The organism is Nocardioides pakistanensis, assembly GCF_054781215.1.
In genome coordinates this window covers 187,337-199,463 of sequence record NZ_BAAGUV010000002.1, presented here as the reverse complement: position 1 = coordinate 199,463, position 12,127 = coordinate 187,337, and the positions used below count along the sequence as shown (strand labels likewise).

12 protein-coding genes are annotated in these 12,127 nt (G+C 70.5%); 3 read left to right on the top strand and 9 right to left on the bottom strand.

What is annotated here, in order from left to right:
* Positions 1–18 precede the first annotated feature (18 nt).
* From ACYVIH_RS01065 to ACYVIH_RS01050, 4 genes are all read right to left on the bottom strand, one after another.
* Positions 19–816, bottom strand: a complete 798-nt coding sequence (locus tag ACYVIH_RS01065; protein WP_460864955.1) for an alpha/beta hydrolase — start codon at positions 814–816, stop codon at positions 19–21.
* Between the two features lie 81 nt (positions 817–897).
* Positions 898–1,956, bottom strand: coding sequence for a hypothetical protein (locus ACYVIH_RS01060; RefSeq protein WP_460864953.1), 1,059 nt, complete (start codon positions 1,954–1,956; stop codon positions 898–900).
* 245 nt (positions 1,957–2,201) lie between these two features.
* Positions 2,202–2,429, bottom strand: coding sequence for a hypothetical protein (locus ACYVIH_RS01055; RefSeq protein ID WP_460864951.1), 228 nt, complete (start codon positions 2,427–2,429; stop codon positions 2,202–2,204).
* Positions 2,430–2,508: 79 nt separating this feature from the next.
* On the bottom strand, positions 2,509–4,296 hold the full coding sequence (locus ACYVIH_RS01050; protein WP_460864949.1) for a 3-hydroxyacyl-CoA dehydrogenase family protein: 1,788 nt from the start codon (positions 4,294–4,296) through the stop codon (positions 2,509–2,511).
* Between the two features lie 77 nt (positions 4,297–4,373).
* On the opposite strand from ACYVIH_RS01050, the gene nucS reads away from it, so the two are divergent.
* On the top strand, positions 4,374–5,048 hold the full coding sequence (gene nucS, locus ACYVIH_RS01045) for an endonuclease NucS (RefSeq protein WP_460864947.1): 675 nt from the start codon (positions 4,374–4,376) through the stop codon (positions 5,046–5,048).
* Positions 5,049–5,133: 85 nt separating this feature from the next.
* Here nucS and ACYVIH_RS01040 read toward each other — a convergent pair whose 3' ends face one another.
* Both ACYVIH_RS01040 and ACYVIH_RS01035 read right to left on the bottom strand, forming a co-directional pair.
* On the bottom strand, positions 5,134–6,066 hold the full coding sequence (locus tag ACYVIH_RS01040; protein ID WP_460864944.1) for an FAD-dependent oxidoreductase: 933 nt from the start codon (positions 6,064–6,066) through the stop codon (positions 5,134–5,136).
* Between the two features lie 35 nt (positions 6,067–6,101).
* A complete protein-coding gene (locus ACYVIH_RS01035) occupies positions 6,102–6,668 on the bottom strand; it encodes a hypothetical protein (RefSeq protein ID WP_460864942.1) in 567 nt (188 codons plus the stop codon).
* Between the two features lie 100 nt (positions 6,669–6,768).
* Here ACYVIH_RS01035 and ACYVIH_RS01030 point away from each other — a divergent pair, with 100 nt between their 5' ends.
* Both ACYVIH_RS01030 and ACYVIH_RS01025 read left to right on the top strand, forming a co-directional pair.
* Complete coding sequence (locus ACYVIH_RS01030; RefSeq protein WP_460864941.1) at positions 6,769–8,658, top strand: right-handed parallel beta-helix repeat-containing protein; 1,890 nt, start codon at positions 6,769–6,771, stop codon at positions 8,656–8,658.
* 2 nt (positions 8,659–8,660) lie between these two features.
* A complete protein-coding gene (locus ACYVIH_RS01025) occupies positions 8,661–9,215 on the top strand; it encodes a hypothetical protein (RefSeq protein WP_460864939.1) in 555 nt (184 codons plus the stop codon).
* A 13-nt stretch (positions 9,216–9,228) separates the two neighbouring features.
* Here ACYVIH_RS01025 and ACYVIH_RS01020 read toward each other — a convergent pair whose 3' ends face one another.
* From ACYVIH_RS01020 to ACYVIH_RS01010, 3 genes are all read right to left on the bottom strand, one after another.
* Positions 9,229–9,579: a hypothetical protein gene (locus ACYVIH_RS01020; protein WP_460864937.1), complete on the bottom strand. Its 351-nt coding sequence runs from the start codon at positions 9,577–9,579 to the stop codon at positions 9,229–9,231.
* A gap of 9 nt (positions 9,580–9,588) precedes the next feature.
* Positions 9,589–11,646, bottom strand: a complete 2,058-nt coding sequence (locus ACYVIH_RS01015) for a protein meaA (RefSeq protein WP_460864935.1) — start codon at positions 11,644–11,646, stop codon at positions 9,589–9,591.
* A gap of 77 nt (positions 11,647–11,723) precedes the next feature.
* Complete coding sequence (locus ACYVIH_RS01010) at positions 11,724–12,029, bottom strand: STAS domain-containing protein (RefSeq protein ID WP_460864933.1); 306 nt, start codon at positions 12,027–12,029, stop codon at positions 11,724–11,726.
* Between the last annotated feature and the right edge of the window lie 98 nt (positions 12,030–12,127).

Genomic DNA, 12,127 nt, shown 5'->3' with positions numbered 1-12,127 from the left:
CCCCGGCTCGGCGCCCGGTCAGTCCCGCAGCGGCTTGGGCACCGGCACGTCCTTGAACGCACCACGGTTCTTGGCGTTGTAGAAGCTCGTGTCGGCGGTCTCCATCTCGCCGTCCCACTCCCGGGGCAGGGGTACGTCGACCTCGGGCGCCACCCTGCGGACGATCTCGTCGAGCACCATCTCGGCGTCACCCACCCACAGGTGCTTGGCGCCCTCGACACCGACGACCTCGGCCTGCGGCACGATCGCGAACCGCTCCTCGGCCTCCGGCGGCTGCAGGTAGTCGTCGTGCTCGGGCACCAGCGCCGTCAGCGGCTTGCCGGACTCCGCCCACGCCTCGAGGTGCTCCACGTCGGAGAAGCGCAGCGGCGGCGAGAGGAGGATCGCGCCCTTCACCGCCGGATCGTTGGCGTGCATGAGGGTCAGGTCGGTGCCGAACGACCAGCCGACGACCCAGATGTTCGGGCAGTCGTGGAACTCGGCGTACTCGATCGCCGCGGCGACGTCGTACCGCTCCCCCTGCGCGTGGTCGAACTCGCCCTCGCTGCGGCCCTGCTCGCTCTCCGTGCCGCGGGTGTTGAACCGCAGGACCGAGACCCCGGCGAGGGCCGGCAACCGGAACGCGGCCTTGCGGAAGATGTGGCTGTCCATCATGCCGCCGTGCGTGGGCAGCGGGTGCAGGCAGATGATCGTCGCGGCGGGGGCGCGGTCGGCGGGGCGGGCCAGCTCCCCGACGAGCTCGAGCCCGTCCGCGGTGTGGAGCGTGATCGGCTCACGGCGGGCGGGCAGGACTGAGTTCGCGCGGATGACGGCCATGGCCCCAGTATCCCAACCGGGCCTGAGCACACGCGTGGGGCAGGCCGTGCCGGCCTGCCCCACCCGGTGTCTCACGCGAGCTCAGTCGTCGTGCTCCTCGCTGTCCTCGACCTCGTGGTCGTCGTCGGCCTCGTGGTCGTCCTTCTCCTCGGACTCGTGCTCGTCGGCCTCGTCGGAGTCCTCCTCGGCAGGCTGCACGCCACCGCGGTGCTTCTCCTGGTGCTTGGCCTCGTCGTGGTTCTCGCTCACGCGGGCCTGGTGCTTCTCCTGGTGCTTGGCCTCGTCGTGGCCGCGCTCACGCTCGACGTCGTCGGCGGTCTCGTCGTCGGACTCGTACTTCGACTCATCCTCGGACTTGTACTCGTGCTCGCCGGTGCTGTCCTCGGTCCCGGCGTCCTCGGTCCCGGCGTCCTCGGTCCCGGCGTCCTCGCTCTTGGAGTCCTCGGTCTTGGGCTCCTCGACCGGGGCGGCCTCACCCTGGCTGCAGCTGATGCCGAACGACTCGACGGTCGTGCCTGCCTTCACCTGGACCGCATCGAACTCCTCGATGCCCTGGACGGTGCTGAGGTCGAAGGTCTCGGCGTCCACCGACTCGTCCTTGGTCACCATCGAGCCGTCGTCGAGGAACGCGACGTAGGAGATGTCCTTCGACGACTCGAGCAGGCAGCCGGCGAGCGTGATCGTCGCCGTCGACTTCTCGCTGGCCTTGCCGGTCCAGGGGTAGGTGGCCTCGCCCTCCTCGGGCGCCTCCTCCTCGGGCGCCTCGTCCTCGGGCTTGTCCTCGTCAGGTGCCTCTTCCACGGGCGCCTCGACCTGGTCCTGGTCGCAGCTGACGGCAAAGGACTCAACCGTGGTGCCGGCCTTCACGTTCACCGCGTCGACGTCCTCGATGCCCTCCACGGTCGACAGGTCCAGCGTCTCCGCGTCGACCGACTCGTCCTTGGTGATCGTCGAGCCGTCCGCGAGGTACTCGACGTAGGAGATGTCCTTCGAGGACTCGAGCATGCAGTCGGAGAGGTTGATCTCCGCTGCAGACTTGCCGGGCGACCCGCTCTCGGTCGCGATCGCCATGCCGGGACCGGCGATGGCGAACATCGTCGCCACCGCCGCGACGCTCAGGTGCTTGTTCCGGATCTTCATGGTTGGGGCTCCTTTCTGGCTACGGGAGGCTCGGCGGGGTCGCACGAGAGGTGCGAGCCAGGTCCGCCGGGCTGCCGTCCCCGAGACGGCTTAGGACCCATTCGCCCGATTCGTCACCGGGAGACCGCACCCCAAACGGGAAGTGGCGGCACATACCGGCATCGGTCTGGACAGCCTCGAGAAGGCTGTAACGCCTCGGCTCTCCGAAACGGTTACAGGGGGTTGGGCGGGTTATGCCCGCCCGCTCAGCGACGTCGGTCGCGCGCCCTCCAGCAGGCGGTGTGCCAGTGCCTGCGCTCGTCGACCCCGGAGCCGGAGAAGATCGACGGGACGACCGGCCAGGCCACGACGTGAGGCGTGGCAGGGCGGATCAGGTGGTCGCAGCCAGGGCAGCGGTAGCTCTTGGTGGCCGCGGACCCGGTGACGTTGCGGACCTCGTACTCGGTGCCCTGGTACGTCTCGATCCGCGTCATACCTCCCATTCTCCGCCACCACGCAAAGGTGGCCGGGGCCGGGGAGCACCCCCGGCACCGGCCACCCGGCCCGTCGGGCTCAGCGCGAGGTGTAGTCGCGGAAACCGCGCTTGGTCTTGCGGCCGAGGTACCCGGCCGTCACCAGGTGCTCCAGAAGCGGCGCGGGAGCGAAGCCCGGCTCGCGGAACTCGAGGTAGAGCTCGCGCTGGATCGCCAGCGAGACGTCGTTGCCGACCACGTCGAGCAGCTCGAACGGACCCATCGGCAGCGCACAGCCGTACTTCATGGCGGTGTCGATGTCGTCGGCGCTCGCGTAGTGCGCCTCGAGCATCTTGACCGCGTCGTTGAGGTAGGGGAACAGCAGCGCGTTCACGATGAAGCCCGCGCGGTCCCCGCACGAGACCGGCACCTTGCCGAGCTTCTCGCACAGCGCCCGCGTGGTCTCGGCGACCTCGTCGGAGGTGCTGACCGTGCTCACCACCTCGACCAGCTTCATGATCGGCGCGGGGTTGAAGAAGTGCATGCCGACCACGTCCTGCGGCCGGCTGGTGGCCTTGGCCAGGGAGATCACCGGCAGCGACGAGGTGGTGGTCGCCAGGATCGCGCCGGGCTTGCAGATCTCGTCGAGGTTCTCGAACAGGACGGTCTTGACCTTGAGGTCCTCCGCGATCGCCTCCACCACGATGTCGACGCCGGAGAGGTCGTCGAGCTTCGTGGTGCCGGTGAGACGACCGAGCACCTCGGCCTTGGCGGACTCCTCCAGCTTCCCGCGCTGGATGGCCTTGTCGAGCGACTTCTCGATGGAGGCGCGGACGCCGTCGACCTTGGCGTCGCTGCGACCGACGTACACCACGTCGTAGCCGGCCTTGGCGAACACCTCGACGATGCCGGTGGCCATGGTCCCGGTGCCGACCACGCCGACGGTGGAGATCTCGTGCTTGAGCTGCGCCTGGTCCTCCGCGGACGGGGTGAGCGCGTCGGGGACGACGACCGGGCTGTCCGGGGCCTCGTAGGTGTAGAAGCCGCGCCCGGTCTTGCGGCCGAGCAGGCCCGCGGTGACCATCTGCTTGAGGATCGGCCGGGGCGCGTGGAGGCGGTCGCGGCCCTGCTTGTACATCGTGTCGAGGATCTCGTACGCCGTGTCGAGGCCGATCAGGTCCAGCAGCGCCAGCGGACCCATCGGGTAGCCGGTGCCGAACCGCATCGCCGCGTCGATGTCCTCGCGGCTGGCGTAGTGGCCCTCGTACATCGCGACGGCGTGGTTGAGGTAGCCGAAGAGCAGCGTGTTGGCGATGAAGCCCGCCTTGTCGCCGCAGACCACCGGAGTCTTGTCGAGCTTCTCGGCCAGCGCCCGGACGTCCTCGAGCACGTCGGGCTCGGTCACCACCGTCTGCACGATCTCGACCAGCTTCTGCACCGGCGCCGGGTTGAAGAAGTGCAGGCCGATGACGCGTCCGGGGTGGGAGGTCGCGGTGGAGATCTCGGTGACCGACAACGACGAGGTGTTGGTCGCCAGGATCGCCTCGGGCCGCACGATCTCGTCGAGCCGGCGGAACAGGTCCTGCTTGACGTCGAGCTGCTCGACAACCGCCTCGAGGACCAGGTCGGCGTCCTTGACGTCGCTGATGTCGGTCGTGAACGTGATCCGCCCGACCAGCGCAGCCTGCTCCTCCTCGCTCAGCTTGCCGCGCTTCACCGCGCGCCCGGTGGAGTGGTCGATGTGCTGGCGGCCTCGGGCAAGGGAGTCGTCGTTGAGCTCGACGCCGACGACCTGGTAGCCGTTGCGCGCGAAGATCTCGGCGATGCCGGCGCCCATCGTGCCGAGGCCGATCACGCCGATGGTGCGGAAGTCACGTCCGGAAGTCATGGGCGGCATCATGGCACGGCTGCGTGAGAGCGTGCCGTGAGGTAGACCACCTGTCCGCGCGAGGTACCCTCGGCGCCGTGCGTCTCGTCATCGCGAACTGTCAGGTCGACTACGCCGGCCGGCTCACCGCCCACCTGCCCCTGGCGACCCGGTTGATCCTGGTCAAGAACGACGGCTCCGTGCTGATCCACTCCGACGGGGGCTCCTACAAGCCGCTGAACTGGATGTCGCCGCCTTGCAAGGTGGTCGAGGGCAGCAACGACGACGGGCACATCGAGTGGACCGTCACCGGCAAGGATGACGACACGCTGCGGATCCTGCTGACTGAGATCCACCACGACACCACCCACGACCTCGGGATCGACCCCGGCCTGCAGAAGGACGGCGTCGAGAAGCACCTCCAGGAGCTGCTCGCCGAGCACCCGGCCCACCTCGCCGAGGGCCTGACCCTGGTGCGCCGGGAGTACCCCACCGCGATCGGGCCGGTGGACCTCATGTGCCGCGACGCCGAGGGGGCCGCCGTGGCGGTGGAGATCAAGCGGCGCGGGGAGATCGACGGCGTCGAACAGCTGACCCGCTACCTGGAGCTGCTCAACCGCGACCCGAAGCTGCGCCCCGTGCGCGGGATCTTCGCCGCCCAGGAGATCAAGCCGCAGGCCCGGGTGCTGGCCCAGGACCGGGGCATCGCCTGCGCCGTCGTCGACTACGACGCCCTGCGCGGCATGGACGACCCCACCGCCCGCCTCTTCTGACCCGCCACCACCTCGCTGTAACGCGGGGTTATGGACGCTGACCACGCGTCATGCCGCGTGCGAACCGTCCACAGCGCGTGGGAAGTCAGGCGGGGCCGATGATCGCGGCGACCTCGTCGGCACAGCCCCACGACAGCGTGATGCCGGCGCCGCCGTGGCCGTAGCAGTGCACGAGCCGCTCGACCTTCGAGTCCGAGGACACCTTCTCCTCCTCCAGCCGCACCTGGGGCCGGCCCGGCCGCAGGCCGACCTTGTGCCGCAGCACCTTCGCGCGCGCCAGCTCGGGGACCAGCACGGCCGCCCGCTCGAGGATCCGCGCCGCGACCGCCGGGTCCGGGGTGCGGGTCCACTCCCCCTCGACGTCGGTGCCGCCGACCACGATGTCCTTCGACCGGGGCACGACGTACGTCGGAGCGTCGCCGTCGAGCCACCACTGGTTCAGGCCGAACTGCTCGACGTAGACCACCTGGCCCTGCACCGGCGCGACGCTCGGGTCCTCGGCCAGCAACCGAGCGCCGAGCCCGCTGGCGTTCACCACGACCTCGGCGTGCTCGGGCAGGCAGCTCAGTGCCATCCGGGTGATCGTCCCGCCGCCCGCGGTGAACGAACGAGCCAGCCAGCGCAGGTAGACCGGCATCTCCACGACGGGCGCGCGGAAGCTCCAGGCGTCGACGTACGGCGACGGCATCGCGGTGACCCGGGACAGGGAGGGGACGGCGTCGCGCCACCACGGGTCACCGGTGCGCCGGCGGTGCACCTCGATGCCCTCGAGCATCACGATCCCGGTGTCGGGGTCGCCGGAGAGGCGCTGGAGCTCGTGGTAGGTCGTCGCCGACCAGTCCGTGACGCGCTCGTAGGGGAAGGCCCGGTAGGGGTACCACAGCGCAGCGGCCACCGCGGAGGTGGTCTCCAGCGGGAGGTCCCGGGCGATCACGTCGACCTGGTGCCCGGCCTGCTGCAGGCGCAGCGCGCACGACAGCCCGACCACGCCAGCTCCGACCACGATCACCCGGCTCATGGCCCGAGTCTGCCTCAACACCGGCCCGCCGGGGGCTAGTAGTCCTCGATCTTGACCGCGCCGGACCGGTCGGTGACGGTGGCGACGAGGTAGACGGTCTCTCCCCCGTCGTGCACGCGGCAGACGATGCGCATGCCGAGCCGGGCGGGGTAGGCCGGGGTCGGCCCGCAGTCCACGTCGGCATAGCCCTCGGCCTCGAGGCGGCCCACCAGCCGGCCGGTGGCCACGACCCCTTCGCCGAGCTCGGCGTCGAAGTCGACCCGGTCGCCGGGGCCGTCGGTGAGCTCCACGTCGACCTCGGCGACGACCCCGTCGACGTACCCCTTGCACCCGAGGGTGGCCGGGACCCTGCCCGCCCATGGCGGACACGCAACGTGCTGCAGGGTCAGGCCCTCACGGGCCAGCCGCGGCGCGAGACGGTCGGCGACCGGCTGCTCGAGGTCGTCCATCGGCTCGTCCGGCGGCGTCGACGGCGTCGGGGCCGGTGCGCCGAGGCGGGGCTCGTCCCGATCCCCTTGCTCGGGGTCGGTCGGGTCGTCGGAGCCGCACCCGGCCAGCGCGACCGCGGCCAGCAGTCCTGCGGCGACTCGCCACCGGTGCATGCACTCCTCCTTCGTGACCCGGCCAGGGTATCCAGACCACGGTTATCGTCCCGTAACCCCCGAGACTAGAACTCGTTACACCCCTCATCGGAGGTGTGTGATGACGACGACACGAGCCCGCGTGGTGCTTGTCCTGACAGTCCTGCTCGGCGGCCTGTTCCTCGGTGGAGCCGGTATCGCCGCGCCCGCAAGCGCGCACGAGGAGAGGGAGGCGTCCTTCCCCGACGGTGCGGGCAAGCGACCGGCCTACCTCGGCCTGGACAACCCGCGGCACCGCGTGGTCTGCCGGCCCGACAGCGCCGAGCGGATCGCGAAGATGCCCGCGGGCCCGCTGAAGCGCCGCAACAAGGCGCTGCTGCGCGAGTGCGAGTTCGGCTCCATCCAGGACGCGATCAACAGCATCAAGCAGCGTCGCACCTCGGTCTACGTGCTGCCCGGCTACTACACCGAGCGCAAGTGGGCCCGGGCGAGGAAGTCGTCGTACTGCGCGAACCTCAAGACCGACTCCGACGACCCGCTGCCACTCTCGTCGTACATCGGCAGCCTCTCCTCCCCCGACAGCGGCGCCGACGAGACCGGCCCGATCGCGCTGTCGTACGCCGACCAGGTCCGCTGCCCGCACAACCTCAACCTGATCTCGATCTTCGGCGACCAGACCCCGGACGACGACTCGATCAAGTGCGACAGCCGGTTCTGCGGCACCCAGCTCGTCGGCACCGGACGGCGCCGCACCGACGTGCTGATCGACAACCGGTTCGCCAAGCTCAACGCGATCCGGGCCGACCGCGCGGGCGGGGTGTACTTCCGCAACTTCACCGTGCAGCAGGCGGAGTTCAACGCGCTCTACGTGCTCGAGACCGACGGCTTCGTGGTCGACCGGGTCGTCGCCCGCGGGAACGACGAGTACGGCATCCTCGCCTTCGCCAGCGACCACGGCCTGATCCAGCACACGAACACCTACTGGAACGGCGACTCGGGGATCTACCCCGGCTCGGCCTCGGACGTCAACGGCGACAACGACGAGTTCGAGCCGACCCGCTACTCCATCGAGATCCGGCACAACAAGAGCCACCACAACGCGCTCGGCTACTCCGGCACGGCCGGCAACTCGGTGTGGGCACACCACAACGACTTCTACAAGAACGCCACCGGGATCGCGACCGACTCCCTGTTCCCCGGGCACCCGGGCCTGCCGCAGGACCACGCGCGGTGGAGCCAGAACCGGATCTTCAGCAACAACGAGAACTACTACGAGCGGTACGTCGACACCGGCATCTGCGCCAAGCCGATGAAGGAGCGCGGCTACATGAAGGGCACGGTCTGCCCGGTCATCCCGACTCCGGTCGGCACCGGCGTGCTCATCGCCGGCGGCAACTTCAACTCGACTGACAACAACTGGATCTACGACAACTGGCGCAACGGCACCATGCAGTTCTGGGTGCCCTCCCCGCTGCGCGACGAGTACGACCCCAGCAAGCTCTACGACACCTCCAACGGCAACCGGACCTTCGACAACCAGATGGGCATCCGGCCCGACGGCACGGTCGCCCACAACGGGCTGGACCACTGGTGGGACGACCAGGGCACCGGCAACTGCTGGGAGGGCAACAAGTCCTCGCGCGAGGGCGGTGTCGCGACCACGAACTTCGTCGCGGACCCCGGACCGTGCGCCGACGGCGGCTCGCAGTTCCTGCCCGGCCTGCCGGTGAAGGACGCCGGGTTCCTCAGCTGCAGCCAGTACGACCGCAACGACCCGACCTGGCGGCACCCGCCGGGCTGCGAGTGGTTCGAGACGCCGGAGAAGCCCACCGACGAGGAGTCCGGGTCCCCGCTCGGACTGGCCGCGGCGAGCGGTCCGGGCGGACCCGCTGCACCGCTGGGTGAGCCGATGACCGCGGCGCTCGCGGCGTCGGTGGCCGGCGTCGGCGCACTGCTGCTTCTCGGCCTCGGTGCGGTCCGTCGCCGCAGCCTGACTGCGGTGAGGGGCTGACCGTGCTCCGCAGGATCGCGGCGCCGGCGCTGGCCGGAGTGCTGGTGCTCACCGGCGCCGGTGTCGCGGTGGCGAGCAGCGAGCCACAGCTCAGCGCGCACGGTCCGACCAGCGTGGCCGGCACCGAGCAGAGCGCGGTCTTCCGGATCGGCAGCCGGACCGTGCGCCAGGTGCCCTACGCCGACCGCGGCACGTTGGTGTACTCCTTCACGCTCGCCAACGACGGCCGGCCGCCCGTCACCGTCACCGGGCTGGCCCCACCGGTGCGGGCGCCACGGCTCTTCGAGTACGTCGACCTCGCCGATGCCGAGGGGCACGAGGAGTTCACGATCGGCGCCGGCGAACGCACCACGGTCGAGGTGAGCATGCTGATGCACGGCTGCGAGACCCTCTCCGCGCGAGCCGGCAGCTTCGCGACCCAGGTCGATCTGCTGGTCGAGCGGGCGGGCGTGCTGGAGGACACCGTGTCCGTCGAGTTCCCCGAGGAGGTCCACACCGGCTCTCCCCGGGAGGCGTTCTGCCCGAACGCGACCGCGACCTCGCGCCCGCCGGGCTGAGACGCGACCGGGCCTACCCGGCTTCGGTGATCGTCACGCCGTCGCCGTCGACCGCGACGTCGACCCGGCGGCCCGGCTCCCCCACCGCGGTCACCACGACGGTCTCCCCGCGGTGCAGGTCGGCGAGCTCGCCCAGTGCCGCGAGCGCCTCCGGCTCCCGCGACAGTACGGCGGTCAGCGGGATCGGCGTGGCCAGGGCACCGACCGGCAGGCCGAGTGTCTCGGCGACCTCGCCGACCCACGACGGCCCGCCGTCGGCGGCCGAACCGTCGTACACCGCCGCGACCCGCTCGTGCCGCAGCGCGTCGGCCCGACCGAGGTCGGTCAGGAGCACGAAGCGCGCGGCGCACTGCAGGTCGGACACACTCGCAACCTACCCGAGGTTGTGCGCCTTCCGGATCGCGTCGACGACGCCGTCCATGATCTCGGTGAGGCCGAAGTCCTTCGGGGTGAACACCTCGGCGACGCCCATCTCCTTCAGGCGGGCGGCGTCGGCCGACGGGATGATCCCGCCGACGATCACCGGCACGTCGGCGATGCCGTGCTCGCGCATCCCCTCGAGGACCGCCGGCACCAGCTCCATGTGCGAGCCGGACAGGATCGACAGGCCCACGCAGTGCACGTCCTCGGCGACCGCGGCGGCGACGATCTGCTCCGGGGTGAGCCGGATCCCCTGGTAGACGACCTCGAACCCGGCGTCACGCGCGCGCACCGCGACCTGCTCGGCGCCGTTGGAGTGCCCGTCGAGACCGGGCTTGCCGACGAGCAGGCGCAGCCGGCCGCCCAGCTCCTCGCCGGTGGCCTTCACCCGCTCGCGGACCGCGGTGAGCTCGGCGCCCGCCTCGGTGACCCCGACGGCGCCGGAGACCCCGGTGGGGGCGCGGAACTCGCCGAACACCTCGCGCAGCGTGCCGGCCCACTCACCGGTGGTGGCGCCCGCGCGGGCCGCGGCGAGGGTGGCCTCCATGAGGTTCGCTCCCGACTTGGCGTCCGCGGCGAGCCGCTCGAGGGCAGCCTGCACCTCGGACTCGTCCCGCTGGGCCTTCCACTCCTCCACGCTGCGCACCGCGGCGGCCTCGGCCTCCGGGTCGGCGGTCTGGATCGCCGTGTCGAGGTCGGCGGTGAGCGGGGAGGGCTCGGTGGTCTCGAAGCAGTTCACGCCGACGACCTTGTCCTCGCCGGACTCGATCCGGGCGCGGCGGGCGGCGTGCGAGGTGACCAGGGCCTGCTTCATGTAGCCGGACTCCACGGCGGCGATCGCCCCGCCGAGCGCCTGCACCCGGTCGATCTCCTCGCGGGCACCGGCGACCAGGTCGGCGACCTTGGCCTCGATCACCTTGGAGCCCTCGAAGATGTCGTCGTACTCCAGCAGGTCGGACTCGAAGGCCAGCACCTGCTGCAGCCGCAGCGACCACTGCTGGTCCCAGGGGCGCGGGAGGCCGAGGGCCTCGTTCCACGCGGGCAGCTGCACCGCGCGGGCCCGGGCGTCCTTGGACAGCGTCACGCCGAGCATCTCCAGCATGATCCGCTGGACGTTGTTCTCCGGCTGGGCCTCGGTCAGCCCGAGCGAGTTGACCTGGACGCCGTACCGGAACCGGCGCATCTTCGGGTCCTCGACGCCGTACCGCTCGCGGGTGATCTCGTCCCACAGCTGCACGAAGGCGCGCATCTTGCAGGTCTCCTCGACGAACCGCACACCGGCGTTGACGAAGAACGAGATCCGCCCCACCACCTTGTCGAAGGCCTCGGGCGCGACCTGGCCGGAGTCGCGGACCGTGTCGAGCACCGCCATCGCCGTGCAGAGCGCGTAGGCGAGCTCCTGCGTCGGGGTGGCTCCGGCCTCCTGCAGGTGGTAGCTGCAGATGTTGATCGGGTTCCACTTCGGGATGTTGTTGACCGTGTAGGCGATCAGGTCGCTGGTCAGCCGCAGCGAGTGCTCGGGCGGGAAGACGTAGGTGCCTCGGGAGAGGTACTCCTTGATGATGTCGTTCTGGGTGGTGCCCGCCAGCTTGGCGTGCACCTCGTCGAAGTCGACCTCGCCCCCGCCGGCGGCCTCGACGGCCTGCTCCTCGGCGACCACCTGGTAGAGCGCGAGCAGCCACATCGCGGTCGCGTTGATCGTCATCGAGGTGTTCATCTCGGTGAGCGGGATCTCGGTGAACAGCCGCCGCATCTCGCCGAGGTGGGGCACCGGGACACCGACCTTGCCGACCTCGCCGCGGGACAGCGGCGAGTCGGGGTCGTAGCCGGTCTGGGTGGGCAGGTCGAAGGCGACCGAGAGCCCGGTCTGGCCCTTGGCCAGGTTGCGCCGGTAGAGCGCGTTGGACTCCGTGGCGGAGCTGTGCCCGGCGTAGGTGCGCATCAGCCAGGGCTTGTCCTTGGGCTGCGGCCGGTCCGTCGGGGGGAGGGCGTCCTGCGGCTTCTCGCTCATAACGCAGGAGGGTACGACGAAGCGAACCGGCCGGTAACTACCTCGTGAACTGTCTCACAGACCGACTACGTCACAAGTCACGCGGAGGCGGCGCGCTCGACCGTGACGAGCCGCCGGAACCGGGTGAATGCGAGCACGCGACGCAGGGCCGGGCTGCAGCCGCGCAGGATCAGCGAGCGACCGTCGCGCTCCATGACCGCACTGGCCGCGGCGAGCACGCGCAGCGCGGGGGCGTCGACGGCCTCCACGTCGGCGAGGTCGACCACCACGTCGCCGTCGGTGGTCTCGATGTGCTCGTAGAGGGCTTCCCGCACCACTGCGGTGGAGCGGCCGTCGAATGATCCGTGCAGGACCAGGGTCCGGTCGTTCACGGTGAGTTCCATACCACTCCCAGTGCCCACGAGGCGGCCTCCCCGTGTCCATCTGGCCGCCCTTGTACTCACTATGACGCACGGCACACCGGATCGGTTGCACCCCGAAG

Excerpts from the sequence above, each read along its gene's own strand:
- ACYVIH_RS01030 (WP_460864941.1), top strand. The coding sequence starts at position 6,769 with ATGACGACGACACGAGCCCGCGTGGTGCTTGTCCTGACAGTCCTGCTC.
- ACYVIH_RS01040 (WP_460864944.1), bottom strand. The coding sequence starts at position 6,066 with ATGAGCCGGGTGATCGTGGTCGGAGCTGGCGTGGTCGGGCTGTCGTGC.
- ACYVIH_RS01015 (WP_460864935.1), bottom strand. The coding sequence starts at position 11,646 with ATGAGCGAGAAGCCGCAGGACGCCCTCCCCCCGACGGACCGGCCGCAG.
- ACYVIH_RS01055 (WP_460864951.1), bottom strand. The coding sequence starts at position 2,429 with ATGACGCGGATCGAGACGTACCAGGGCACCGAGTACGAGGTCCGCAAC.
- ACYVIH_RS01035 (WP_460864942.1), bottom strand. The coding sequence starts at position 6,668 with ATGCACCGGTGGCGAGTCGCCGCAGGACTGCTGGCCGCGGTCGCGCTG.
- ACYVIH_RS01010 (WP_460864933.1), bottom strand. The coding sequence starts at position 12,029 with ATGGAACTCACCGTGAACGACCGGACCCTGGTCCTGCACGGATCATTC.
- ACYVIH_RS01060 (WP_460864953.1), bottom strand. The coding sequence starts at position 1,956 with ATGAAGATCCGGAACAAGCACCTGAGCGTCGCGGCGGTGGCGACGATG.
- ACYVIH_RS01050 (WP_460864949.1), bottom strand. The coding sequence starts at position 4,296 with ATGACTTCCGGACGTGACTTCCGCACCATCGGCGTGATCGGCCTCGGC.
- ACYVIH_RS01065 (WP_460864955.1), bottom strand. The coding sequence starts at position 816 with ATGGCCGTCATCCGCGCGAACTCAGTCCTGCCCGCCCGCCGTGAGCCG.